Source organism: Paeniglutamicibacter terrestris, from assembly GCF_012271785.1.
GTDB lineage: Bacteria > Actinomycetota > Actinomycetes > Actinomycetales > Micrococcaceae > Paeniglutamicibacter > Paeniglutamicibacter terrestris.
This window is the reverse complement of the sequence record NZ_JAAWVT010000006.1, coordinates 230,819-255,402: the sequence shown is the minus strand read 5'-3', so window position 1 is coordinate 255,402 and position 24,584 is coordinate 230,819. Positions and strand designations below refer to the sequence as shown.

The following is a 24,584-nucleotide window of genomic DNA, read 5'->3' as shown; positions in this document are numbered from 1 at the left end:
GCATTTTTCCTTGATCTCTTCCTTGCGGTCGGCTCACCCGGATGCTGTCATGATCGGACCCTTTACGCCGACTGCATCCGGCAATAGGCTCGGCAATATGCCAGTCATGATGAGAACGATCCAGACAGCTGTTCCTCCCACGATCCTTTACCAAGACAAGACCAGAGATGTTTTCGCCGCGCAGCCCAACTTGACGCGGCTGGGCCAACGCCTGATCAGCACCTCATTTGACTCCGCTCAGATCTCCACTCGGCACACCGCAGTCACCGAATTCACCACATCCTCGGTGGCGGAGAACCCGCTATTCTTTGATGCCGATTCCGGGCTTCTGTTGCGGCCCAGCACCAAGGAACGCAACCAGGTCTTCGTGGCCACGGCTCCGGGACTTTACATCGAATCTGCACAAAAGGCTCTAGACGCCTGCCCTGATTTGGGGCCAGAAGATATCACCCACGTGATCACGGTGTCCTGTACCGGCTTCTACAACCCCGGACCTGACTACCAATTGGTCAGGGCGCTCGGGCTCAGTCCCGCAACCCAGCGATACCATCTGGGATTCATGGGATGCTACGCAGCATTCCCGGCCCTGCGAGCGGCCAAGAGCTTCTGCGACGCCGATCCGGATGCCGTGGTCTTGGTGGTCTGCGCCGAGCTGTGCTCCATTCACGTGCGCAGCTCCAGTGATCCCGACACCATCATGGGCTCAGCGCTCTTTGCCGACGGAGCAGCAGCTGCGATTGTTTCGGCTCGCGAGTTTGCCGGTCCGGGAATGCAATTGGACTATTTCGAAACCGTCCTGACTCCCGTGGGAGAGGATGCCATGGCATGGAACATCGGAGACGAGGGCTTCGAAATGGTGTTGGGGACCTACGTCCCGCACATCATTGACGACCATATTGCCGGCGCCTTGGAACCATTGTTCGCCCGTGACCCCTCAACCAGCGCCACGTATTCGGATATTGAGCACTGGGGCATCCACCCCGGCGGTCGGGCCATCTTGGATCGCGTCCAAAAACGCCTCGAGCTCACCGACGAACAGCTGATACCCGCCCGGCGGATCCTCAACGACTACGGCAACATGTCCAGCGCCACGGTGATGTTTGTGCTCAAAAGCATCATGGAAGAGAACCTCGCCCGGCCCGAATCCTCCGGCGAGCGCGTGTGTTCTATGGCTTTTGGTCCTGGCTTGACGGTGGAAACTGCGCTGATGACCTTGGTGCCAGGGACCAACGGTTGAGGCGCCCCGATGCAGCGGGATACCATCGGCATCGAGGAAATGGACAGGCCCGACTGCGATCCCGTCCTGCTTGAGCGCACCTATGCCCAGTTCCCGCTGGTCAACCGGTGCGTCGCTGGCTGGCGATCGGTGTATCTGAAATTGGTTCGCCCCGTCCTGCCGCGTAACCGCACGGCCACGATTCTGGACATCGGGTGCGGTGGTGGGGACATTGCCCTAGCACTGCTGCGTTGGGCGCAGGCCGACGGATACAGCGTCAAGGTCACGGGTATTGACCCGGACCCGCGCGCCCACGACTTTGCCATCCGTGCGGTTGCCGTCGCCGGGCTCGGTCCCGGGGAACTGGAATTGCGCCGGGCCATGAGTGCCGAACTGGTGGCCGAAAAACAAGTGTTCGATGTGGTCATTTCCAACCATGTTCTACACCACCTGGACCCGATGCAATTGGCCGGAATCCTCGCCGACAGCCAGCTTCTGGCCGGGTCGCTGGCGATCCACAGTGACATCAATCGCCGGCGCTCTGCGCTCTTGTTCTTCGGTCTGGCCACCGCGCCGTTGGCCGGGAGCTCGTTGATCAGACGCGATGGTTTGCTCTCCATCCGTCGTTCGTACACCACCGAGGAACTCGCGGCGCTGCTTCCCCGCGGCTGGCATGCGCATGCCGCGGGCCTGTACCGGAATCTGGCCATCTGGCATGCGCCGCAACGGACCGGCCAATGATTGATGTTCTCATCGTCGGGGCCGGGCCCAGCGGGATGGCGCTGGCGATCCTGCTGCGCAAAGCCGGGCGCAGCGTGCGCCTGCTTGAATCCCGCACCGATATCGGCAAGCATTCGCGCGCCATCGGGATTCATCCGCCGGGCCTTGCCGTCTTGACGCGTCTCGGGGTCGGCGGGGATGCGCTGGCGGCCGGGGTGCGGATCACTCGTGGGGTCGGTATCTCTCGCGGAAGGGTCGCGGCAGAATTGGAGTTCGGCTCCATCCCGGCCGAACACCGTTTCGTGTTGTCGCTGCCGCAGAACCAAACCGTGGGGCTATTGCGCGATCGGTTGCACTCACTGGATCCCTCGGTGCTGCTTGAGGGCCACGAATTCACCTCGTTCACCACGCACGCGGGGTTCCACACCGTAGAGGCGAGTGCAGGCGGTAAGAGCAAATGGCTTCAATGCCGCTATCTCGTCGGGGCCGACGGCACGCGCTCGGCCGTGCGGCGGGCAGCACTGGTCCCGTTCCGCGGCCGCGACCTGCCGGATCGCTACCTGATGGGCGACTACGCGGATAACACCGGCTTCGGATCAATTGCCGCACTGTTCCTGCACGAGCACGGGATCACCGAGTCGTTTCCTCTTCCGGGGAACCAACGGCGCTGGGTTTGCTGGATCCGGGAATCGGAGACCGCGTCGCTGCCCGAACTCATCGTGCAGCGGACCGGGCACCGGGTCGAGACAGGAGAAGACTCCATGCTCAGTCGGTTCCGGACCGGGAACTTTGCCGTGGGCTCTATGCACCACGGCAACCTCATGCTGATCGGGGATGCCGCCCACGAGGTCAGTCCCATCGGCGGTCAGGGCATGACGCTGGGCTTGCTCGATGCCGCCGCATTGGCCCCCATCCTGGATGCGGCGGTGGGCGGTGCCTTGGCACAGGACCAGATCGAGAAACAACTCGCGGACTTCTCGCACCGGAGGTTGTCCGCGGCCCGGCGCGCCGCCCGGCAGGCGCACGTGAACATGGCACTGGGGCGCCCGTTGTGGAGCCCAGCCACTGTGCCACGCGACGCGCTGGCACGTGCGCTCTTTAACTCAAAAAAGGTTTCCGCCGCAATTGCCACTACCTTCACCATGACCCGCGGGGAAGAGCACGTTCTGCGAGGGGAAACTCCGTCATAGAACAGCGGCGGGCACGGAGAGAATGGAGCCTTCACCGCGCCTGCACGCACGCTGTTTGGTGGCCACGCAGAAAGCGATGGCTCGGGGACGCTACCGAGACGGTGCCGTCGGCAAAGTGGCCATAGAGCCCGTACAGAGTGACGATCAGCTGCTGGTGTTGCAGCTTGGACAGCCCTGTTTCCGTGCCTGTACAGACCCGCTTCGTCTAGAGTGCATCGCGGTCACATCAATCCTAGGCACACCTGATCGCCCCCCGGCGTCCTTGTCGGACTCGGTCCACCGTCTTGGGCCGAGCGGCGTACAGGTCGCGGAGGTGATAGCGAAGAATGAAGACTGCGGGCATGCCATCCCGGTGCCGAGCATCGACCAACGGGCTTGGAACTGCGGTACCGAACTGGGCCAGTGGCCATCCGGCATTGAGATTTCCCGGACCGGGCCAAAAATCTTCCCATGAGCAGATCCGAATTCTCTATCCCCATCGCCCGTATTTTCGGTAGCTTTGAGGATCGGGTATGCCGCACGCTGCATACCCGGCGCCGAATCGAGGAGGAGAACATGCAGGCACCACGCCCAACGCCTCCTTCCGCGCGATTCATTCCCGCGGTCCAGACGGTCACAGAACGTTCTGGAGTCACCGTTGAGGTGCGCGACCACCACCAAACCCTATTTTGGGCTGTGGTTCGTACCGCTGCGTTACAGGTCGTTACTCAAAGGTGCGGCTTCCTGCCCGTCCACGAATCCGGGCACAAGCTTGGCGTGCTGATGGCGCACCTCGACAAAGCCATTCGCGCGGTGCGCTGCAACGCAACCGAATCGGTTTATTGCGACAACGTATTGCTGAACGGACAAGTCCGTCTGCCCGAGGCACTGGCTCAGCTCGGATTCGAAGTCTCGGAACGGTTCCGCCCACCTGCAGGGGCTCGAGCCGCAACGGCGCTGCTCCAAGAACGCATCGAGGACTTCTACTGCGAACTGACAATCACCACCGATGCCTCACGCAGTTGGCATAGCCCATTGATGGGCCACGGCTGGATTCTGGATTACGGGCGGGGGTCTGTGCCCATGGTCAACGCCTTCGCAGCCGCCGGCAAGGAAATCCTGCAGGGCGAACTCAATTCCATCTATTACGCCCTACAGGACGCCAGCAGGTACCACGACGCTCTGTTCGCCGGAAAGGTGAGCTTTTCGATCCGTTCGGACTCACTATTGGCCATTAACCTGCTCAGCAATCCCAAGAGCCATACAAGCATCAGGTCCGAGGAGGTGAAGCCTATCGTGCACAAGATCCATGAACTGCTTTCCCGTTCTGAGGTCAAATACGACTGGGTCAAGGCACATTCTGGCGATCCCATGAATGAGCTGGCCGACAGGCTGGCCTTGGTGGCCAGACGATGCTTCGCGTCGAACATTTCCACCGATGAACGGCAACACCTGCTTCTACAGATCGCCGACGAGGGCGTCGACGTGGGCAAGACACTGCCTTTGCGTCTGGGGCGATTCTTCCAAGTCCACTAGCCTTGACCAATTGAGCCATGTGGGCACCTCACCCTCGTCCCATGACCGGTAGCTATTAGGAAACGGCGTGCCGGGTTAGCTCCAGTGGAGGCGCGTGCCGGCATTGCTGGGTTTGCAGGTGTATTTTTTCCGTTATTTTTGTTCCTCATTCTTTTCCTGGTCTGCCTTCGCACAACAGGTACCGGGCGACTGCCCTGGGGCTTATCACATTTTTTCGTTTGACGTCTTTCCAACCAATAACAAGTTTCTTGTTTCGGTCATCGCCCGTGGCCGGATTCGTTGTATTGTCCGGCAAGGTTTCTAGGACCTTCAACGCGGAAGATCGGTTGGGCACGGCTGCGGGTACGACGGCCGATTTTTTCTGAGTCAAGCTCTGTTTCCACGAGGCCAACTACATCATTTGCAGTGAAGAGAGCGTCAGTGGTTAGAAGACTGGAGTGATGGGCGAACCTAAAGTCCTTCACCAAACTTCCCGAGACGGGCATCAGGGAATGAATAAAGGCAATCAGGAATTTCACGACGATCCATACGCTGAATCAACAGGGCAAGTCGCCAGAGCCATAAACAACTTGAGGCGGCCCACAATTTTGATTGTGGGCCGCCTCAAGTGATGCAGTAGAGAAAGGAGATTAACGCTTTGAAGCGCGGTAACCCGCCTTACGAGCGTCTGAAGTTGTCTTGAAGCACTGCTCGGGAATGGTGCGATCATAGAACTGACCGCCCTTTACGTGGTACTTCCATTCGTTGTTACTGCCGGTCTTGTTGCCCTTGACGGGGAATCCTGCCGGGCAGTTTTTGCCCTTCGGAGCGGCCCAAGATTTCTTCACCGCAGCCTTCTTGATGACCAGAGTCTGCGTTTTGGATACTTTGAGCTTCTTTTTGCTCACCGTGTAATTAACCGTGGTGGTCACCTTGTAAGTTCCGGCTTTCAGCGCGACTGAGGCTTTGTTCTTAGCTACAGTCTTCTTGCCCTGTTTTACAGTCAGCAACTTCTTGGTGACTTTGACACCCTTTGCTGCTTTGACCGACGGCTTAATGGTGGCTTTCGCCGATCCCTTGACGGTTTTGTTGGAAATCTTATTGATGGTGATGGCCGGGGCCTTCTTGGCTGCAATCACCGAAACCGACTGAGTCGGAGCCAGCGGTGCTGCCGTAGCCACACCCACACCAGAAAAAGCGACTGTTGCAGCCATCGCAATGGCGGCAAACGTACGAGTAATTGAATTCAAAATTTCCCCCAGAAAAATACGACGACCTCATGGTCATCTACCCATTTCATATCCAATAAACAATAAAACCACAGATTTCACTAAAGCCATCGAAGCGTTACCGCGCTAATAATCGGAAAGAGCAATATTGCGATGAAAATGCTCCGGTTTGACATGGGGCATGTCGAACTCTTCGGAACATTTCATTCTCTTGACGCTCGTCGAGAAACTGATACGATCTTTCCATGGCCTGCCCACACGCACAGACACCCGAGGGTGCACGCGAAATTGAAGAAACCGTCCGCACAGACTTCAGCAACGCCATGTCGTACGGAGGATATCTAGATCTAGAACGCCTGCTTTCAGCACAGCACCCGGTCAGCGTCCCGGAACACCACGATGAAATGCTCTTCATCATCCAGCACCAGACCAGCGAACTGTGGCTCAAGCTGATGCTTCATGAACTCGTCGAATCGCGTCGGCTCATGGATAACGACGACATTGGTAAATCGCTAAAATGTCTGGCTCGCGTCAAACACATCCAAAAGACCCTGACCGAGCAGTGGGCGGTGCTCGCCACTCTAACCCCGCGTGAATATGCGCAGTTCCGTGGATCGCTCGGCTCATCTTCTGGCTTCCAGTCTTATCAGTACCGTGCCGTCGAGTTCATCCTGGGCAACAAGCACCAAGGCATGCTCCAAGTCTTCGAATCAGACCCGGGCGCCCATGAACTACTTTCTAAGCTTCTTCATGAACCGACGGTTTACGATGCCTTCCTCCGCGCACTGGCCCGCGCGGGCTACGCCGTCCCGGTCGAGATCTTGAATCGCGACGTTTCCAAGCCTTGGGTCTTCCAGGAATCGCTGGTTCCCATCTACAAGGACATCTACGAGTCAGATGACACGACTTGGAGCCTTTACCAGGCTTGCGAAGATCTCGTTGACTTGGAAGATAACTTCCAAGCCTGGCGCTTCCGCCACATGCGTGTTGTACAGCGCACTATCGGCTTCAAGAAAGGCACCGGAGGCTCTTCGGGGGTTGATTTCCTCAAGCGTGCGTTAGATCTGACGTTCTTCCCAGAGCTCTTCGCTGTTCGCACCGAGATCGGCAAGTAGCACCGGCACATGCTTTCGGAACTCGATGACCTTGATGCACGGCCAGGCAGCACAACTTCTTTGGTCCGCACCATCGTTGGGCTATACCTTCGCGAGATGGGGGGCTGGATCTCCTCGCCGCACCTCATCTCGTTGATGGACACTCTGGGCACCAGCCCACAGGTAACCCGGACAGCGATTTCTCGACTGAAAAAGAAGGGAATCTTGGATCCACAGACCCGCGGCGACGAGTCCGGATTCGCACTCACTGTCACGGGTCGAGGCATCCTTGCTCGCGGAGACCGGCGCATATTCGAGCCAAGGTCGATGGCCAGCGATGACAATTGGTGCATCCTCTCGTACTCGATTCCTGAGGCCCAGCGCGAACGGCGCCATCAGCTGCGCAAATATCTGCAGGGAATTGGTGGTGGTCTCATGGCGCCGGGGCTGTGGATTTTCCCGGACTATCTACGCGAAGAAGTTTGGGAGATCCTCAGGGTCTTAGATCTGAAGAATCAGGCCACCGTCGTCGTTTCCAATACCCTAGAATTCACTGGAACACCGCAGTTCATGGCGGCGATCTGGTGGGATCTTAAATCACTGGACGCCATGCATCGTTCTTTTTTGGCGCAGAACGGAAAGGCCGCACACGCGTCGAAGTCCAGCCCCGCCGACAGCTTTGCTACCTACGTACGGGCCATAGATTCATGGCGGACCATCCCCTACCTAGACCCTGGACTGCCACTCTCTTTTCTACCCGAAGATTGGCCGGGAAGAGCGAGTTCGAAACTGTTTCTGAACATACAATCGGGCCACGCTGCTGCGGCCCGGAAGTACATGGAATCGCTGATGTAACTTCACTGAGGACCGCTTCTCCCATCCTCCAGAACACCTAAGCGTTAGCTACGGCAGCTCCCGCATTGAGGACAGCTCGAAAGCCGGATGAATATTATCGCCTCGCACCCCTTGACGCTGGTGAAATGGAGGCGCATTCTTGTATTCAACCGAAAGGTTGATAAAGAAAAGAGTTGAATACGTGACGTTTGACGATGAAGATCTCAATAGGGCGTTCTTGGCCCTTGGGGACCAAACACGGAGGCAGATCATAGTCCGGCTCTCCGCCGGACCGGCCACCGTAAATGAACTCGCCGAACCGTTCAAGATGTCCGTCCAGGGCATCTCGAAGCACATTCAAGTTCTTGAACAGGCGCACCTGGTGACCCGTACTCGTGAGGCCCAGCGCAGACCAGTTCACTTGAATCCTGCTCTCCTCGCGGAACTGACTGGTTGGATCGACAGATATCGACTGCTTGCAGAACAGAAGTACAACCGCTTGGATGCCGTACTCAGAAGCCAATCCGCACCCCGCGGATAGATTCACGAAGGACTCGACATGAGCAATGCACTAAACGTCACTATCCCGGAAGGCGCGCCCTTCATTGAATTCACTCGGGAGTTCGATTTCCCCGTTGCCGCCGTGTTTGAAGCACATCGAAATCCGGAAATTGTTGCCCAATGGCTTGGCCCCGATGACATGAAAATAGAAGTCGACCATTACGACTTCCGAACCGGGGGATCCTACAAATACACGCACACAGATCACACTGGAAGCTACGGCTTCAGCGGAGTGTTTCACAAAGTCCGCGAAAATGAATTTGCCCTACAAACATTTGAGTTTGACGGCTTCCCTGACGTTGTAGCCATGGACTACATGCACTTCGAGACCCTAGCCGACAATCGCTGCAGGCTGGTCGGACATTCCGTCTATCCCTCACAAGAGGCCCGTGACGGGATGGTCGCATCCGGCATGGAGGTCGGCCTTTCACAGGGGTACCAGCGGCTAGATGCCTTACTTGCCAATCGGTGATTGATCACACGCGGCAAGTAGCGCTTACGCCAAACCGCAACAATGCCCACAGAGCGCGCCTAGGGAGCCACGCCAGTTCCGCCTGGCACCACTCCGTGTGCCCCACTAGTTTTCTCTCCCCGCGACGATGGGAAACTAGTGGGGCACACGTCGTTAAGCACAAATGCGGCGGATTCGCGCCAATGACTTGCTCTCCATTCCCAGCCATTGCAATCTGCGAACACCAGGCGTTCAATACCTAGTAGATCTATGTATAGGAGTCACCGTGCGCATTGACAAAGATTTGGTTGCCGCATCGGCAACCCCGCTCGTATTGGGGATCCTGGCGGGCGGAGAATTACATGGCTACGCCATCATCAAGCGCGTGAATGAGATCTCCGGCGGGAACATGGAATGGAGCGATGGCATGCTCTATCCACTGCTGCACCGTTTGGAACGGCTCGACCTGCTGCGAGCGGCCTGGGCCAGATCGGAGGCCGGCCGCCGGCGCAAGCACTATTTCATCACCGAGACAGGTCGTGCCGCGCTGGCCGAGCGACAGGGTCAATGGGAAGTCGTCGCTGACGCGCTACGGCAAATATGGAATGCTGCGCAACACCCAGTCCCTGCAACAACGAGGAATGCATAATGGAACCGCAGGCGGGCCTTGAGGCCCAAATCGCTATATGGCGCGTTTTCCTGGCCCGGCGTCAGGTAATTTCCTCCACCGACCTCGATGAGCTCGAGGATCACCTGCGCGAGCAGATCACCGACAGGAAGGCCAGCGGGCTCGACGATGAGGAGGCCTTCCTCGTAGCCATCAAGCGTCTGGGAAACCTAGATGCCGTTTCACGTGAGTTTGCGCAGGAACATTCTGAGCGGTTGTGGAAACAACTAGTCCTGCTTCCCGAGGGTGCAATGGGCGCGGACACCGGAGTCACCTTGTGGCGAGAACTCACCGTGGTCATTTCTCTGGCTGTAGGTGCTGGGCTAGCGCTCAAGGCGGGATTCATCTGGTTGGGTGATGACGACGCTCTGCTGCGTAACCTCGGCCTGCTGGTCTTCCCATTCCTCGGGGCATACTTCGCATGGAAGCGGCGGCTCTCCGCGAGCACGGTGGTTGTCCTGCTCGGTGCGTTCCTTGCATTGGCCGTAGTTCTCAACGTCTATCCGTTTGTTCCAGGCGGTTCAACCTGGTTGCTCGCTGCGCTGCACGCCCCCGTACTCCTATGGGTCATGACGGGGCTGGCGTATGTCGGCGGTCAATGGCGCTCCGATAGCAGGCGCATGGACTTCGTCAGGTTCACCGGAGAATTGCTCATCTACTTCACCCTGCTAGGACTCGGTGGTGGTGTTCTGATGGGGCTTTCTTTTGCCATGCTTCAGCTTGTGGGCCTGGATCTGGAACCGGTCATGGAGGCGTGGATCTTGCCCTTCGCTGTCCCCGGGGCCCTAGTCATAGCAGCCTGGCTGGTCGAGGCCAAGCAGAACGTCATCGAAAATATCGCACCGGTGCTCACACGTGTCTTCACTCCGCTGACCATCGTGATGCTGCTGGCAATGCTGGTTGTTCTCACCACCACCGGCAGCCTGCTCAATGTTGACCGTGGTCTGCTCATCCTGATGGACGCGATTCTGATATTGGTACTGTGCTTGGTGCTCTACTCGCTCTCGGCTCGCGATCCGATGACACCGCCAGGATTCTTCGATGCCATGCAACTCATACTTATAGGAACGGCGCTGGCAGTGAATGCCGCCATGTTGGCAGCGATGCTGGCCAGGATCGCCGAATTCGGCTTCAGCCCGAACAAGGCGGCCGCACTGGGGCTGAACCTTATACTTTTAGTACATCTGGTGCGCGCCATCTGGCTCGGCGCGGGATTCCAACGCGGAAGTCGGTCGTTCGCGTCGCTCGAACACTGGCAGACACAATACCTGCCCGTTTATGGTCTCTGGGCGGTTGTGGTGGTGCTGATATTTCCGCTGGCATTTGTCTTCGCGTGAGGTCGCGTCACGTAACAGCTCGACGATTCAAACGACTACATCCGCAAACACAAATAGGCTGCTCCATAGTCACTTGGGGGTTGACTACAGAACAGCCCACTTGGCCGTTTGCCCGCTCTCGCGAGGGACCGGTTTACTTGGAGGGCAGGTCCAGGGACTGTCCAACAAAAATGAGGTCGGCGTTGGGAACAACGTCGTGGTTCAACGAGTACAGGTCGCTCCAGCTATCCAAGCCCTGATCCTGTGCGATCGTGAACATGGTATCGCCGGACTTGACCGTGTAGTTCTTGCCCGAGTCAGCGACGTTGACGTTGATCGTCGGTGCCGACGAGGTCGGAGCACTTTCCACGCGGTTGCCGGTCGAGGTCACGCTCTTGGAGGGGACCGACTTGATCTGCTTGGGGGCCGACTTGTAGGTCGACTCGTTCGACTTGTAGGTCGACTCACTGGACTTGTAAGTCGACTTCTTGGGCGTCGAAGTGGTGGACTTCGGTGCCTGCTGCGTGGTCGTTGCCTTCGGCTCGCTCGAATTGGAGCCAGCTATGCTGCCCGATTTGCCGGAGAGTCCAAGCTTTGCGGAGCAGGCGGGCCAAGCACCCCAGCCCTGACCTGCCAGAACCTTTTCGGCCACGGCGATCTGCTGAGACTTCGATGCGTTGTCGGCGCTACCGCTTCCGCCGTATGCAGCCCAAGTAGAGTTGGTGAACTGCAGTCCACCCTTGAATCCGTTTCCGGTGTTGATCGACCAGTTTCCACCGGACTCACAATTTGCCAGCGCGTCCCAGGTGCCGGTGCTTGCTGCCGATGCCGGAGCAACGGTCATGACCATGGCGCCCCCGGCCAATGCCAAAGCAGCCGCAGTTGCTGCGCCGCGTCGAATGTTCTTGCTTTTGGTGTTGAGCTGGATCATGTTTCTCCAGTGCCATCCTCCGCATAGGTCGTCCAGGACCATCATGGCAGCGTCGTCCGGCGTCGCAATCGACGTTCGAGTGGCTACCGCCGTAATGGACAACGAAGGATCTTCGGCGGTAGTTGTGACGTGTTCCGTAACTTGCTGTTATAGAAACGTTACTCAAAGACCGTACGACACCACCCCGGGGCCACGTCAAGCCAGAGTCACCTTGATTTTACAAACACCCTAGTCAAACTGCTATAAAAAGTTAATCACACACGCAAAAGCACCCCGACGGCCACATTGGCCCCCGGAGTGCTGTTATCAAAAACAAATTATTGCTGGTTGACTAGTGCAGATTCAAGAACGCTGGGAAGGTCCTTGACGCCGTCCAAAACCCAACTGTGTGGGTACTGTTCAAGCTCTTCACGACCCAGAGCCCCGGTGAGAACACCCAGCCCGTTCACACCGGCATTGTTGGCAGCAAGAAGGTCGACCATGGTGTCACCGCCAGCGACAACATTGCGCACGTTGTGCACGCCAGTGGCTTCCATGACCCGATGAATCATGTATGGCGCGGGTCTGCCGGCAGCGACTTCATCGCTGGTGACCACTGCGTCGAGCAATTGGCCCTGACCAATACCCCAACCTAGAGTCTCTAGGATCGGCGCGGCAACGTCACGCGAAAAACCCGTACTCAGGCCCACCTTGATTCCGCGGGCCTTCAGCGTACGTAGAGCATCCTCAACCCCCGGAAGAGCAACCGGAGGATTGCCTGCATAGCGTTCCGCCAGAAGGGCCCGGAAGTAGTCGAACTGCCGGGCAACCAGCTCCGGGTCTGCCTTGACACCCCCGAGTTCCAGCAACGCGGCAATGGCTTCAGTCTTATCTGCCCCCATCCACGTTTGCAGGTCGGTAGCATTCACACTGGCTCCGGCATCAGTGACCGAATCTTCGAGAGCTCGATAGACGATCCCATGCTCGCCCACGGTGGTTCCGGCCATATCCAAAACGACTAGTTCAATCATTAATTTCTTCCTTCATTGGTTGTTTGATGCTCACGCGACCCGCGGGACACGCGCCAGAGCCACCTTGGACTCCCTGGTATTTTCAATGACGAAGTTCGCCAGATGCGGCAGGTACCGATCATCCGAGCACTCAAGAATCTTTCCGTCGCGACTGTAGGTCAGCCGGTTCTCGCGCAGCAATGGCGACCCAGCAGACACACCCAACAGAGAAGCATCCATCTCATCGGCACCAACAGCGTCAATCACATGCTTACCCCTGCTCAAGTCCACACCCAGGGATGTCAGGTGCCCGAAGATCGAACCGCTGTCCGTGTCGAAGTCAAAAAGCGCCTTGCCTGCTTCCAAAACGAAACTACTTCGTTCCACCATGGTCGGAAGGCCATCAAGGAGCCGCAATCGCAGGACCTGGATGACCGGCTCGCCGGTCTGAAGAAGCATCTTTCCCGCTAGCTCCTCACCCGCCGGGCGCCGGGCGATCTCAATCGTCCGCTGCCCTGGCTCCCGACCCAGAGAATGAGCCCACTCGGTATAAGACATGAAGGTGTCAAACGACTGGGACGGCACCGGGTGGGCCACCACCGGAGGCTTGCCGCGGCCCCCGGCAATCAGGCCCTCGCTGCGAAGGCTTGCCAATGCCTGGCGGACTGTCCCTCGGGAGACACCATGCTGAGCACAAAGCTCCGCCTCACTGGGCAACGGATTGCCTTCTTTCCAGTCGTTGGAGGCGATCCGCTCACGAAATAGATCACTCAGGCGCTGGTGGATAGGCTCTTCGGATATTGACTGCACGTACTTGAGCATACAAGTGGAATCGACGACTTTTCGGGGTTTTTGGTGAACTGAAAATGAACTAACCATGAAGGAATCGTCAACTAAATGAACCGTACGTGAACTTGTCTGGACAAGTCTCGTTTCAGCTTGAATGTGGGTCACGGGACAGGCAAATATCAATGCCGTGAACATCTTCGAAATGAATTCTGAGCCCACCACAAAACTGGTGGCAAGCACCGACGTCCTGATCGTCGGGGCAGGCATCATCGGTCTGGCCCATGCTGCACTCGCCCAGCAGGCGGGCCTGAGCGTTACGGTGATCGAACGCGATCACCGTGCGGTGGGTGCCTCGATCCGAAACTTCGGCCACGCCTGCATTACCGCCCAGCATGGCGAAACGTACGAAATGGCACAGGCAGGCCGGAAGCACTGGCTCGACTTCGCCGCCAAGGCCGGATTCTGGGCCATCGAGTCCGGGGCACTGGTGGTCGCCACCACCGAGACCGAGCTACAGCTGCTGCGCGAATTCTCCACTTCCCGTCCCGAGGGGCAAGTCATGGTGCTTAACGCCGAGGAAGTCCGGGCCAAGCTAGGGCGCGAGCACACTGAAGGCCTGCACGGCGGAGCGTTCCTCGCCGATGACCTCCGGGTAGATCCACGCACCACGGTGGGCATCTTGGCCGGCTGGCTCCACCGACAAGACGATGCGGCGGTGCACTTCAACACCACCGCGCTTGGCTTCGGGGCAGGCACCGAGCGCAAGGCGAGGGTGGAAACCAGCCGCGGTGCCTTCGAAGCGAGCCACGTTTTCATTTGCGTCGGTCACGACGTGGACCAATTGTTCCCGAGTATGGCGGCCGAACACCGGATCACTCGTTGCGCCCTGCAGATGGTCTCGGCCTCCGCCCCGGAAAGCACCACGATCGTCCCCGCGGTGCTCACCGCAACCTCCATGCTGCGCTACGACGCTTTCACCCACATGCCCTCGGCACCGGCACTACGTGCCGAGGTCGAGGCCGCCCACCCCGACCTACTGGAAATCGGAGCCAACGTGATGTTCACCCAGCGGCCCGATGGGACCCTCCTACTCGGGGACTCGCACTCCTACGATCTGACCCAGGCGCCCTTCCTCACCGAGGCAACCACCGGAAAGTTGCTGCAGGCAACGGCCAAGGTCTTGGATATCGATTCCTTTGCCATCGCCGAACGCTGGCAGGGCATTTACGCTTCCTCCGAGGTGGCTCCGGTACTCGTGCGCGACATCGCCGAATCCATCACCCTGGTCTCCGTGACCAGCGGCATCGGCATGACCATCTCCTTCGGCCTAGCCGAGGCGAATCTCACCGCCCTTACTGTCCCTCGTTCATCCGCCACACGCTAAGGATCCGCCACACCATGAAAATCCCACGCACGCTCGTCATGTCCTTGGCAGTAGTCACCGCATTCACCCTGGCTGGCTGTTCCTCCACCGATGCCCCCGCCAACGCCGATGCGAACGCGTTTTGCCCCACCGGGGAACTGAAGTTCGGCATCGAACCATTCGAGGACCCGTCCAAGCTCGAACCGGCCTACCAAGCCCTCGCCGCCTCGCTTGGTAAGGAACTGAATTGCAAGATCGAGGTGCAGGTGGTGGAGGACTATGCTGCCGAAGTGCTCTCGATGCGCAATGGAAAACTCGACATTGGCCAGTTCGGGCCCATGGGCTACGTCTTCGCTTCCGACAAGGCCAACGCCGAACCGCTTGCCTCCTTCGGGACCGCCGACGGCAAGCTCTCCACCTACACTGCCGGGATCTGGGTGCCGAAGGATTCTGCGATCAAGGGCATCGAGGACCTGCGTGGCAAGGATCTAGCACTGGGATCTGTCGGTTCCACCAGCGGGGATGTGCTGCCCCGCTACGGACTGAAGAAGGCCGGCATCGCCGAGGAAGAGCTGAACATGAACTACGCCGGCGGGCACCCCGAGGCGCTGCTCGCGTTGACCAAGAGCACTGTCGATGCAGCCCAGATCAATTCACAGACTCTGTCCAGCGCCCAGGAATCGGGCAACATCGACCCCGCCGACTTCCGCCAGGTCTGGAAATCGGAACCCATCCCGAACGACCCCATCACCGTCTCGGGGGACGCCGACCCCGCGTTCAAGGCCGCCGTCAAGGACGCGCTGCTGAACCTGTCCCCGGCGGACGTCGAGGAGGTCGGCAAGTTCCTGGATGTCAGCCCCGCCGGGCCTCTGGTCGAGGTCACCAAGGAAACCTACAATCCGCTCTTCGACTTGGCCGACACCATGGGCCTAACCGAAAAGGACATCTAATGACGACGCTACGGCTACCGCATCCCCCGCTGCTCCAAGGCGCACCGCCCCGCGAAGAGATCCTGCAAGTGGAGAACCTCACCAAGTCCTTTGGTGGGCGAACCGTACTGGACGGGGTCAATTTCACCCTTACCCGCGGCTCCGTAGTCGCTTTTCTTGGCGCGAACGGTTCGGGCAAGTCCACCACACTCAAGTGCATCATGGGCTTGGAAACACTCGACGCCGGATCTATCAAGCTGAACGGCACTGAGCTCTCCACGCTGCGCGGCACCGCATTAGTTAGGGTTCGGTCCTCGGTGGCGATGATTTTTCAAAAGATCCATCTGGTCCCGCGCCGCACTGCATTGGAAAACGTATGCGCCGGAGCCTTGGGCCGGCTCAGCGGTCCGGCCTCTTTCAGTCCGATGTTCTTTCCCCGCGAGCTGAAGGAGGAAGCGATGGCGGCACTGGCGCGCGTGGGTCTGGCCGACCGCGCCCACGAGAAGGCCGGCAGGCTCTCCGGAGGTCAGGCCCAACGCGTAGCCGTGGCACGGGCCTTGTGCCAGCGCGCTTCGGTACTGCTTGCAGACGAGCCGGTTTCCGCCCTTGATCCGCGCGCCGCCGAGGAAGTTATGGAGCTGCTGGCCGAGCTAGCCCGCGAAGAGAATCTGGCCGTGGCCGCGGTGCTGCACCAGCCGAATCTGGCAGTGCGCCACGCCGATTCCGTCGTCGGCCTGATCGATGGTCGCATCGAATACTCCGGCGACATCTCCGGTCTCGATGCCTCCATGCAGGCCCGCCTTTACACCCCGAATCGAGCAGCGGCATGAGCACTCCGGCAGCAACGCTCTGCGTCCCCAAGGTCCCCAACTCCGGGTGGCGGATCACCTCGATCATCACCGCCATCGCGGTGTTCATCGTTCTGCACGTCTTCGCGCTGCGCGGCACCGAATTCGAGCCGGCCGCTCTAGTCACCGGGGCGGAAGGCATGGCATCCTTCCTGGCCGACGCTTTCCCTCCTGACCTTGACTGGGAATCGGTACTGGCCCCGGCGTTGAAGGCAACCACAGTGACACTATGGATCGGCTTGCTAGGCACCACGCTTTCGATCCCCAGCGCCCTACTACTGGCCGTGTTCGCCTCGCGCACTACAACGCCGCACAAGACCATTTATCAGCTTTCGCGCGCCATCCTGTCCTTCTTCCGCGCAGTGCCCGACATTGTCTTTGCGCTGATTTTCGTCACCGCAGTGGGCCTTGGCCCCTTCGCCGGGGTACTGGCCCTGATCTGCCACAACACCGGGGTCATGGGCAAGCTCTGGGCCGAGTCCATAGAGGAAACTGATTCGGGTCCACAGCAGGCCTTGTCCACGGTTGGGGCATCTCGCCTGCAGCAGGTTACCCATGCGGCGTTGCCTATGGTCCTAGGGCAGTTTGTCGGGTTGCTGCTCTACCGCTTCGACGTGAATGTGCGGTCTTCTTTGGTCCTTGGTCTAGTCGGAGCCGGCGGCATCGGGTTGCTCATCAACCAATCCATCAAGTCCTTCCAATTTGATGCGATGCTGACTCAGATCTTGGTGGTTCTGGTCCTGGTCATTCTGGTCGACCAACTCTCCTCGTTCATCCGACGAAAGCTTGAAGTCTAGGACGCGTCCGCCTTCCTGCTTCCTGATGCCTTGAAGGAAATCGGGGCTGCCGAGGTTGATGGTTTGCGGGTAGCCGCGAGCTCGCCGATTATCGCCCCGGTCTACATGATGGTCAGGTTCCTCTTCATTAGCGTGCGGCGTGGGTATTTGGCCATGTTTCCGCGCTTGGTGCCGCTTCGGGGCTTTCACCTTCCGTATGCGGACTACTCAGATATGTTGACCCGGTGATGCTATTAGTTACTACCATGGTCGAATAGATATTTATCCTGGTCCTCTTCACGTACGCACCCGTTGTACCGGCCTAGCTCTTCTGGCGACTCACGGATCCCCCGCTTCACGTTCCACGCGTCGAGGTAACTAGAACGTAAGGTGGAATGGTTCCAGCCGACCAAGCTAATAGTAGGAGAAATCGACCGTGGACCAGTCAAAACCAGACGGACTCGAGCTACGCAGAGATACCTATCTCTATGCCCTCCAACGAACGCTTCGGGAGTTCTCCCGCGACGGAGTGACCGACCTGGCCGCTTCGTTGACGTACTACTCGGTGCTTTCCTTATTTCCCGGATTACTGGCATTGCTTTCGTTGCTTTCCTTGCTCAGCGGAGGCGACGAAGCCCGAGACTGGATGACCCAAACCATCGGCCAGATTAGCACTCCGGAAATGGGTGAAACCGCTGGCGCTCTCCTAGCGCAGCTCGGCGAACACACCGGGGCCGGCTGGACGTTGCTGATTGGTTTGCTGGTGGCACTGTGGTCGGCTTCCGCCTATGTGGGTGCCTTCGGCCGAGCACTAAATCGCACCTATTCCACTGAGGAAGGGCGTCCGCTCTGGAAATTGCGACCACAAATGTACGTCTTGACGTTGCTGCTCCTCTGTCTAGCCGTAGCGGCGATCGCTATCCTCGTACTCTCCGGTCCTGTCGCCCGTGGACTGGGTGAAGTCCTTGGGCTCGGCGACGCGGCATTGCAGACCTGGAATCTCGCCAAGTGGCCGGTCCTCCTGATCATTGCCGTGTTGATGGTCGCAATGCTTTACCACTTCACCCCCAACGTCAGACAGTCGAAATTCCGTTGGTTCAGCGCGGGGTCGCTCGGCGCGCTCGTGGTTCTGGCGCTGAGTACGGCGGGCTTCTTCTTCTACGTAGCGAACTTCAGCAAATATCAAAGCGCCTACGGTGCCTTGGGCGGCGTCATCATCCTGCTCTTGTGGATTTGGCTGGCCAACATCTCGCTGTTGCTCGGAGCGGAGCTCGATGCCGAACTGGAACGAGCCAGAAGGCTGCGACAGGGTCAAGCTGTTGAGGAGGTCTTGGGGCTACCGGTTCGCGACCAATCAGGGATCGATAAGGCACGCTTGGCATTACTTGATGACCGTGAGAATGCCCGTGCCCTACGGGTGCGAGCCGGTGCCGATGTCCAAAAGGATGTCCAGCTCAAGGGCCCCAGGATGCCGTGGGGAATGTTCGTGGCGACGGCTAGTGGAGTTGGTCTTTACTTACTCGGTCGACGTCACGGCCCACGGAAATAAAACGACTGCGCTCTTAGCACCGTCCCAGAACGTGGCGCAATGCCGATTCAAGGTCGACGTTCCTAAATTTATAGCCACTCTCGGAGACCTTCTGAGAGGACACACGTTGGTCAGCAAAGGCTAGCTCCTCCGCACCTTCCTTGCCCAGAAGCAGCCGCGGACCAAAAGCAGGTACGGGGATTGCCGCGGGCCGCCGCAAGACCTTGCCCAGCACCTGGGCATATTCCTTGGCTTGCACTGGTTGGGGTGCCACCGCGTTGAGCGGTCCACTCACGGTGTCGGTCAGCGCTGCGTGCGCGTAGATGCCAACCACGTCATCGAGGCCGATCCAGGACTGCCATGCTTCTGAACCGAGTCGACCACCAAGTCCCACAGCAAAGAGCGGCAGCATCCGTTGCAGCATGCCCCCTGCCGGGGATTGGACCAGTCCTGTTCGAACATTCACTACCCGGACGCCCGCCTCGCGGGCCGGGTCACACGCACGCTCCCACGCCTCGCAGACCTCGGCTAGGAAGTCGCTGCCCGGCTTAGAATTTTCATCCAGCTCGCTGCCGGCACTAGCGGTGTATGGATCCGCACCATAGATTCCGATGGCTGATGCAACAATGAAACTACGTTGCCGTCCGTCCTGTGCCAGTGATGCCATGGACCGGGCGAGCAGATCCGTACTCAGAATCCGTGAGTTGCGAATTTCATGCTTGGTCCGTTGCGTGAACCGACCGCCGATCGTGTGACCCGCGAGGTTCACGACCGCATCAACGTCTCGCAAATCCTCGCGGTCAAGAACCCCATGTTCCGGGTCCCAGAAGATGCGGTCATTTCCATCGGCAGCAGACCGATTACGCACTAGCCGCTTAACCCGGTGTCCTCCCCCAGTGAGCAAGGCGCAAAGTTGGGTGCCGATCAGGCCAGAGGCTCCCGCCACGGCGATGGTGAGCGGCGCTCCGACACGGCCAGCATGGAATTCAAGGTCCGCACGCAGCATCCGTTCCCGGTAGCGAAACACTTGGTTCAATTGGTGCCGCATCGCGTCTTCGGCCAGCCGGTTCGGGACGCGCCATGGCACCTTGTGCAGCACGGGAAGTTCGAATTCCACAACATCGCGCATTATGGTGCCTGGCTGCGGGCTCTTATTGTCGTCTTCGAAGAAGTGCTGATGCTCCCAGCGCGCCAACGGTCCCGATTCCATGATGTCGGTGAAGTCGCGTCCGGGGTTCAGTGAAATGTGTTTGGCATGCCACGGAATTTCCGTGCTCGCCCATCCGGGCAAATCTAAAGTTTGCGCCGCTGACTGTGCGGCTGCTCTCAATCCTGTGGCCACGGTTCCGGGAACTCCGATACCCAAGACTGCCCGAGAACCCACAGCTAGACCCTTGTCCGGTTCTTGACGGATGGTTCCAAGGAAGGGCGCGGTTAGCCGAGGCAGGGCGCCGGGACGTTCAAACCAACCAAAAACCGTTTTCCTCGGATGCGGCAGGTAAGTCGTGTATTCGAAGATTGCCATGTCAGTTTCCGTCCCTAGCCAGTGTTGTCGTCCCCTATCATCAACACTAGGTGACATGACGTCGTCCTTGTCAACCATCGGTTGCGATTCTCAGCTTTTGCGGAATACCAAAGTGTCGGTGGGCGACGTTTGACTGGAAACATCGATCCGTTGAAAGGGAGCGGTGAAAATGAGCCTCGGCATGCCGGCATATCCAACCCTCATGGAATTGCGCACAGCAGGGTGGACCCTGGAAGAAATATCAGCGACTTACGGTGTGCAAGAACCGGAGATCAGGCGGGCTTTGGCACAGCATTTCCGTTGCGGAGACCTCGGCACGCGGTCTTCCGAGCAAAGCATATAAGGCATTCGACCGCTCTCTTGAAGGGGACTGGTGGAGCGGCAGAATCGGTGTCAGCCCAACATCAGCAGGAGCATCCGCGCCGCGAGCACCACCGACACCGTAATGACCAGAGTGAAGGCGAACAGCCAGAACCACGCTGGTAACCAACTGCGTTGAGACAGCAGATAGGCGTCGGAGGAAGCTATCAGTTCGCGCCTGCGAGTGTGCACGCCGAGGACCTTGAACAAGTCTCGAACGCCACCCACGAGGAGCATCAACCCTAGTCCCAGTACCACCCAGGCCATGGCTTGGTCCGGGGTGTACACCACCAGTAGTTGAGCCGTGAGAGCCGAACACAATGCCACAGCTATCCCCACGCCGTTGCGCAGGAAAAGCAGTGAACCCAACAACAGCAGTGCGCCGATGGACAACGCGGCCGAGGCATAGCCGTAGTAGGTCGAGGCAACCAGAGCCAACCCCACCACTGCCGGCGTCGGGTACCCCCAGAAACCACTGAAAACCGCCGAGAAGCCCGGTTTGCCGCTGCTGGCCAATTCTCCCGAGTGGTCAAGACGGATTTTTAGGCCATGGACAAAGCGACCCGTCACGAGCGCGGCGAAAGCATGGCCCAGTTCGTGAACAAACGTCACATACAACCCGAAAAATCGCCATGAAGCCCGTGGCACCGTCAAGACAAGGCACAGGATTATCAGCCCAACTATCGGCAAAGGGGCCAGGTCCAACGGATCGGTCTTACTAAATCCCGCGAGTACCGCTTGCCACCAGTGGCCGATGATTTCCATCCATCCACCCTATGTCCGCTCACTGCCGCCAACGACCGGACGCAGCTGTCGGACAGGAAACCCACGGTGGTTCACAGGAAAAACACAAACTGCATTCATATCCTTGACTGCTCAAGTAACTTATTTTGCGAATACAAGGAACGGCGTGCGGGTGAAACGACTATTGGGACTGCTGGTGGCTTTAGCCTTGCTGGTCCCAATTTGCCAGAGCTCCGGATTGCTCCCCGATGCTGAGTCGACGAACCATGCCGTCGTCGAGCATGAGGCAGGTGCACGGCATTGCCCTACCGATGCACCCAGCAAAGTTCAATGCACCGCCGAGCATAATCTGCAATTGAATCTTTCACAGATCGCACCTTTGCCGGATTCTTCCGGGTCATTCGGTGCACGACCTGCGGCAGCTGACCTTCTGGACCGGGCCACGAAATCACAGCAGGCCAGGGCACCAGATCTGCACGAGCTTTCCATTTCACGAACGTAAACGGCCAGCCCTCATACTGCTGCCCGCGCATCGCCAGTGCCGATGCATCCGCTTTATTCGTTCCAAGGACCCCAGATGTCCAAAACCAAAACCTCACGTTCGCTGATCATCGCCTTGGTCGTGCTCATGCTAGCCATGGCCACCGGTGGCTGGATCCTTGGATCAGCCAATCCACGTAGTAATTTTCCCTCTGAGGCCTCGCCCGAGGCTGGCTTCGCCCGGGACATGCAAACCCACCATCAACAAGCGGTGCAACTCTCGATGATTGTTCGCGAGCATTCGACCAACGACGCGGTGCGCTCGTTCGCCTACGACATCGCGTTGACTCAACAGCAACAATCGGGGCAGATGTATGCCTGGCTGGAGCTCTGGGGCTTGCCTCAAACCGGAGAATCCATGACTTGGATGAGTTCGCTGCTCAGTGAGGATGCCGGCCACTCGAGTCACGGGAACGTGACAGCTGGAGCGGAACACACCATGGACTCCATGGGAATGGCCAGCCCGGAAGAGATTCAAAAGCTCACCGCTGCCCGAGGCGCCGCGGCAGACAAGCAATTTCTTACCCTCATGATCGCCCACCACCATGGCGGCGTCGAAATGGCTCAGGCGTATTTACAACGCGGAGATGACCCGATGGTCACCTCGTTCGCCAACAAAATCATCATGACCCAACAGGCCGAAATCTCGGCCTTGACCCAGCTGCTGACACAGCTGAGCTAAAGGACCAACCCATGAATAAGCGTGAAGAAGCCCAAGCCGTACTTGCCCAGGCCCGAGCGAAAGAAAAACGGACCAAGATCCTGACGATCTCGATCATTGCCGCCGCAGCACTGGCGATAGTCATCCCGACAACCGTGGTCATCACCGGCGCATCCAGAGACAAAGCTGCAGCTACCGCCGCCGCGGCTGCCCCCATAGAGGGGGTCCAGGACTACAAAATCGCCGCGGCCAACCATGTATCCACCCCCGTAAAATACGACCAGACTCCCGGTGTGGGAGGGGACCACAACCCGGTTTGGCTCAATTGCGGCGTATACCAAAGCCCCGTGCCGGAGACCAATGCCGTGCATTCTTTGGAGCACGGTGCCGTATGGATCACCTATGACGGGATCAGCGACGAGGACGTAGCCGCGCTGACCAAGACCGTGGGGGAAAAGACCTACATGCTGCTATCCCCGTACCCGGAGCAAGGGGCCAAGATCAAGCTCAGCGCTTGGGGCGAACAGCTCAGTGTTGATTCGGTTGACGATCCTCGCATCTCAACCTTCATCACCAAATACCGTCAGGGTCCGCAAACCCCGGAACCAGGTGCCCCCTGCACCGGCGGCATCTAAGCTTTAAGAAAAAGGAGAACATCAACTCATGTCATTCTTGCCCTCAGCCATTGCCGGAGCCGGACTCATTGGCGGCTACGCCGTGGCCCGAAGCACCAAAAACCGCCAGTTGGGCGGTGCCGTGCTTGCAGCCGCAGGCACCGGAGCTTTCCTCCTATGGAAGGCCAACGCGGGTGTCGGCACCGCGGCGGCTTTAACGACCCTCTACGTGGGTGCATTCGGAGCATCACACCCGCTGGCGAAGAAGATCGGGGCATGGCCCGCCGTGAACTCAGTCACCGCAGGAGTGGTCATCACCTCGTTGGTAGCCGGACGCAAGAAATAGCCTGACGGCTGAAGCCGCCGCGGTTTTACGGAAGTATTCCTCCACCCAACCACGGCGGCTTTGCCATGTCCGCGCCCGAATCGTTGTGGGAATGAGTCCATCACCTTTCTTCGCCCCCAGTACGCTTATTTCAGGAAAGGGGCCATACCTTGGGAACTCATAAATCTCGTTTAACACTCGTTGCCACAACGCTCTTCGCCGGCATGCTGATCCAGGGCGGCATGGGCCCTACCGTGCAACCCATTCCGCAGGCATTCTCCGTCCCCACCGGCGGAGAACACAGCACGTTCAAGGTTGCCGGAGACTCCATCACCGCAGCAGGTAGCAATACCGTTGCTGCCGGACACGTGGGTGAGGCCTCCTGGGTCAACTTTGTTAACGATCCCGAGACCCCCACCGAACTGATCTGGACCGGCGGTTGGGCATTGGGCGGTGCACAAAGCGGGGACATGGCATCTGCTCTGCGTAATGGATCGGCCGATTCCTTGGTGATCCTAGCGGGAACCAACGATCTGGCCCACGGCACCGGTCACGAAAGGATCGCTAAAAACCTCGCCCGGATCGCCAACATCGTTAAAGCACCGGTGGTGCTGCTCAGCAGCGTCCCGCCACGCGACGATGCGGCGGAGGCGACCGTGGCCTACAACGAGTTTCTTGTCCAGCTCGCCGGCGAGCGCGGATGGCAGTTTGTTGATGCCGCGGCAGGACTGCGCAGCGAGGCGAACACCTTCCTACCGGGACTCAGCAATGATGGGATACATCCCAACGCCGCCGGTGCACAGATCCTAGGCAACGCCATCGGCCAGGCACTGACCGCTACCCCCTTGCCGGAGCTCGCGGACAACACCGGTCTCGAGCCCCTAAGCTAG

Annotated in this window: 26 protein-coding genes; 19 read left to right on the top strand and 7 right to left on the bottom strand. The window is 58.8% G+C overall.

Features of this window, described 5'->3' with window-relative positions:
* Positions 1-97: 97 nt before the first annotated feature.
* From HED64_RS13725 to HED64_RS13710, 4 genes are all read left to right on the top strand, one after another.
* Complete coding sequence (locus tag HED64_RS13725; protein WP_168152586.1) at positions 98-1,237, top strand: type III polyketide synthase; 1,140 nt, start codon at positions 98-100, stop codon at positions 1,235-1,237.
* A 9-nt stretch (positions 1,238-1,246) separates the two neighbouring features.
* Positions 1,247-1,957 (top strand): methyltransferase domain-containing protein, encoded by a 711-nt coding sequence (locus tag HED64_RS13720; RefSeq protein WP_168152585.1) that lies wholly within the window; start codon positions 1,247-1,249, stop codon positions 1,955-1,957.
* Entirely contained in the window at positions 1,954-3,126 is a 1,173-nt protein-coding gene (locus tag HED64_RS13715) for an FAD-dependent oxidoreductase (RefSeq protein ID WP_168152584.1), read from the top strand. Before HED64_RS13720 ends, HED64_RS13715 begins: the two co-directional genes overlap by 4 nt.
* Before the next feature lie 450 nt (positions 3,127-3,576).
* On the top strand, positions 3,577-4,641 hold the full coding sequence (locus HED64_RS13710; RefSeq protein ID WP_210149690.1) for a ribonuclease HI: 1,065 nt from the start codon (positions 3,577-3,579) through the stop codon (positions 4,639-4,641).
* Between the two features lie 257 nt (positions 4,642-4,898).
* On the opposite strand, the gene HED64_RS13705 is transcribed toward HED64_RS13710, so the two are convergent.
* Both HED64_RS13705 and HED64_RS13700 read right to left on the bottom strand, forming a co-directional pair.
* The gene (locus tag HED64_RS13705) at positions 4,899-5,159 is read right to left on the bottom strand and encodes a hypothetical protein (protein WP_168152583.1); all 261 of its coding nucleotides are present in this window, start codon (positions 5,157-5,159) and stop codon (positions 4,899-4,901) included.
* A gap of 111 nt (positions 5,160-5,270) precedes the next feature.
* Positions 5,271-5,870 (bottom strand): sunset domain-containing protein, encoded by a 600-nt coding sequence (locus tag HED64_RS13700; RefSeq protein WP_168152582.1) that lies wholly within the window; start codon positions 5,868-5,870, stop codon positions 5,271-5,273.
* Between the two features lie 224 nt (positions 5,871-6,094).
* Between HED64_RS13700 and kynA the strand changes: the two genes are divergently transcribed.
* The 6 genes from kynA (at position 6,095) to HED64_RS13670 (ending at position 10,793) form a co-directional block, all read left to right on the top strand.
* Complete coding sequence (gene kynA / locus HED64_RS13695) at positions 6,095-6,964, top strand: tryptophan 2,3-dioxygenase (RefSeq protein WP_168152581.1); 870 nt, start codon at positions 6,095-6,097, stop codon at positions 6,962-6,964.
* A 9-nt stretch (positions 6,965-6,973) separates the two neighbouring features.
* Positions 6,974-7,798 (top strand): PaaX family transcriptional regulator, encoded by an 825-nt coding sequence (locus HED64_RS13690; RefSeq protein ID WP_168152580.1) that lies wholly within the window; start codon positions 6,974-6,976, stop codon positions 7,796-7,798.
* 181 nt (positions 7,799-7,979) lie between these two features.
* Positions 7,980-8,318 (top strand): metalloregulator ArsR/SmtB family transcription factor, encoded by a 339-nt coding sequence (locus HED64_RS13685; protein ID WP_168152579.1) that lies wholly within the window; start codon positions 7,980-7,982, stop codon positions 8,316-8,318.
* Between the two features lie 18 nt (positions 8,319-8,336).
* A complete protein-coding gene (locus HED64_RS13680; RefSeq protein WP_168152578.1) occupies positions 8,337-8,810 on the top strand; it encodes an SRPBCC family protein in 474 nt (157 codons plus the stop codon).
* 265 nt (positions 8,811-9,075) lie between these two features.
* On the top strand, positions 9,076-9,438 hold the full coding sequence (locus HED64_RS13675; RefSeq protein WP_168152577.1) for a helix-turn-helix transcriptional regulator: 363 nt from the start codon (positions 9,076-9,078) through the stop codon (positions 9,436-9,438).
* The gene (locus tag HED64_RS13670; protein WP_168152576.1) at positions 9,438-10,793 is read left to right on the top strand and encodes a permease prefix domain 1-containing protein; all 1,356 of its coding nucleotides are present in this window, start codon (positions 9,438-9,440) and stop codon (positions 10,791-10,793) included. Before HED64_RS13675 ends, HED64_RS13670 begins: the two co-directional genes overlap by 1 nt.
* A 133-nt stretch (positions 10,794-10,926) precedes the next feature.
* Here HED64_RS13670 and HED64_RS13665 read toward each other — a convergent pair whose 3' ends face one another.
* The 3 genes from HED64_RS13665 to HED64_RS13655 form a co-directional block, all read right to left on the bottom strand.
* Positions 10,927-11,703, bottom strand: a complete 777-nt coding sequence (locus HED64_RS13665) for a LysM peptidoglycan-binding domain-containing protein (RefSeq protein WP_245325988.1) — start codon at positions 11,701-11,703, stop codon at positions 10,927-10,929.
* Between the two features lie 317 nt (positions 11,704-12,020).
* Positions 12,021-12,713, bottom strand: coding sequence for a phosphonatase-like hydrolase (locus HED64_RS13660; RefSeq protein WP_168152575.1), 693 nt, complete (start codon positions 12,711-12,713; stop codon positions 12,021-12,023).
* A 30-nt stretch (positions 12,714-12,743) separates the two neighbouring features.
* Complete coding sequence (locus HED64_RS13655) at positions 12,744-13,676, bottom strand: GntR family transcriptional regulator (protein WP_245325987.1); 933 nt, start codon at positions 13,674-13,676, stop codon at positions 12,744-12,746.
* Here HED64_RS13655 and HED64_RS13650 point away from each other — a divergent pair.
* From HED64_RS13650 to HED64_RS13630, 5 genes are all read left to right on the top strand, one after another.
* Entirely contained in the window at positions 13,669-14,865 is a 1,197-nt protein-coding gene (locus HED64_RS13650) for a TIGR03364 family FAD-dependent oxidoreductase (protein ID WP_342590727.1), read from the top strand. The genes HED64_RS13655 and HED64_RS13650 overlap by 8 nt on opposite strands.
* Positions 14,866-14,879: 14 nt before the next feature.
* The gene (locus tag HED64_RS13645) at positions 14,880-15,794 is read left to right on the top strand and encodes a phosphate/phosphite/phosphonate ABC transporter substrate-binding protein (RefSeq protein WP_168152574.1); all 915 of its coding nucleotides are present in this window, start codon (positions 14,880-14,882) and stop codon (positions 15,792-15,794) included.
* Positions 15,794-16,603 (top strand): phosphonate ABC transporter ATP-binding protein, encoded by an 810-nt coding sequence (locus HED64_RS13640; protein WP_168152573.1) that lies wholly within the window; start codon positions 15,794-15,796, stop codon positions 16,601-16,603. Before HED64_RS13645 ends, HED64_RS13640 begins: the two co-directional genes overlap by 1 nt.
* Positions 16,600-17,418: a phosphonate ABC transporter, permease protein PhnE gene (gene phnE, locus HED64_RS13635; RefSeq protein ID WP_168152572.1), complete on the top strand. Its 819-nt coding sequence runs from the start codon at positions 16,600-16,602 to the stop codon at positions 17,416-17,418. Before HED64_RS13640 ends, phnE begins: the two co-directional genes overlap by 4 nt.
* Positions 17,419-17,833: 415 nt before the next feature.
* Complete coding sequence (locus tag HED64_RS13630; RefSeq protein ID WP_168152571.1) at positions 17,834-18,946, top strand: YihY/virulence factor BrkB family protein; 1,113 nt, start codon at positions 17,834-17,836, stop codon at positions 18,944-18,946.
* Between the two features lie 13 nt (positions 18,947-18,959).
* Here the strand turns inward: HED64_RS13630 and HED64_RS13625 are convergent, their stop codons facing one another.
* Together HED64_RS13625 and HED64_RS13620 are read right to left on the bottom strand one after the other, a co-directional pair.
* On the bottom strand, positions 18,960-20,450 hold the full coding sequence (locus HED64_RS13625) for a TIGR01777 family oxidoreductase (RefSeq protein WP_168152570.1): 1,491 nt from the start codon (positions 20,448-20,450) through the stop codon (positions 18,960-18,962).
* A gap of 393 nt (positions 20,451-20,843) precedes the next feature.
* Positions 20,844-21,575, bottom strand: coding sequence for a M50 family metallopeptidase (locus tag HED64_RS13620; protein WP_168152569.1), 732 nt, complete (start codon positions 21,573-21,575; stop codon positions 20,844-20,846).
* 556 nt (positions 21,576-22,131) lie between these two features.
* Between HED64_RS13620 and HED64_RS13615 the strand changes: the two genes are divergently transcribed.
* The 4 genes from HED64_RS13615 (at position 22,132) to HED64_RS13600 (ending at position 24,584) form a co-directional block, all read left to right on the top strand.
* A complete protein-coding gene (locus tag HED64_RS13615; RefSeq protein ID WP_168152568.1) occupies positions 22,132-22,776 on the top strand; it encodes a DUF305 domain-containing protein in 645 nt (214 codons plus the stop codon).
* Between the two features lie 11 nt (positions 22,777-22,787).
* On the top strand, positions 22,788-23,390 hold the full coding sequence (locus HED64_RS13610) for a thioredoxin-like domain-containing protein (RefSeq protein WP_168152567.1): 603 nt from the start codon (positions 22,788-22,790) through the stop codon (positions 23,388-23,390).
* Between the two features lie 28 nt (positions 23,391-23,418).
* On the top strand, positions 23,419-23,715 hold the full coding sequence (locus tag HED64_RS13605; RefSeq protein WP_168152566.1) for a hypothetical protein: 297 nt from the start codon (positions 23,419-23,421) through the stop codon (positions 23,713-23,715).
* Positions 23,716-23,864: 149 nt separating this feature from the next.
* Positions 23,865-24,584, top strand: coding sequence for an SGNH/GDSL hydrolase family protein (locus tag HED64_RS13600; RefSeq protein WP_168152565.1), 720 nt, complete (start codon positions 23,865-23,867; stop codon positions 24,582-24,584).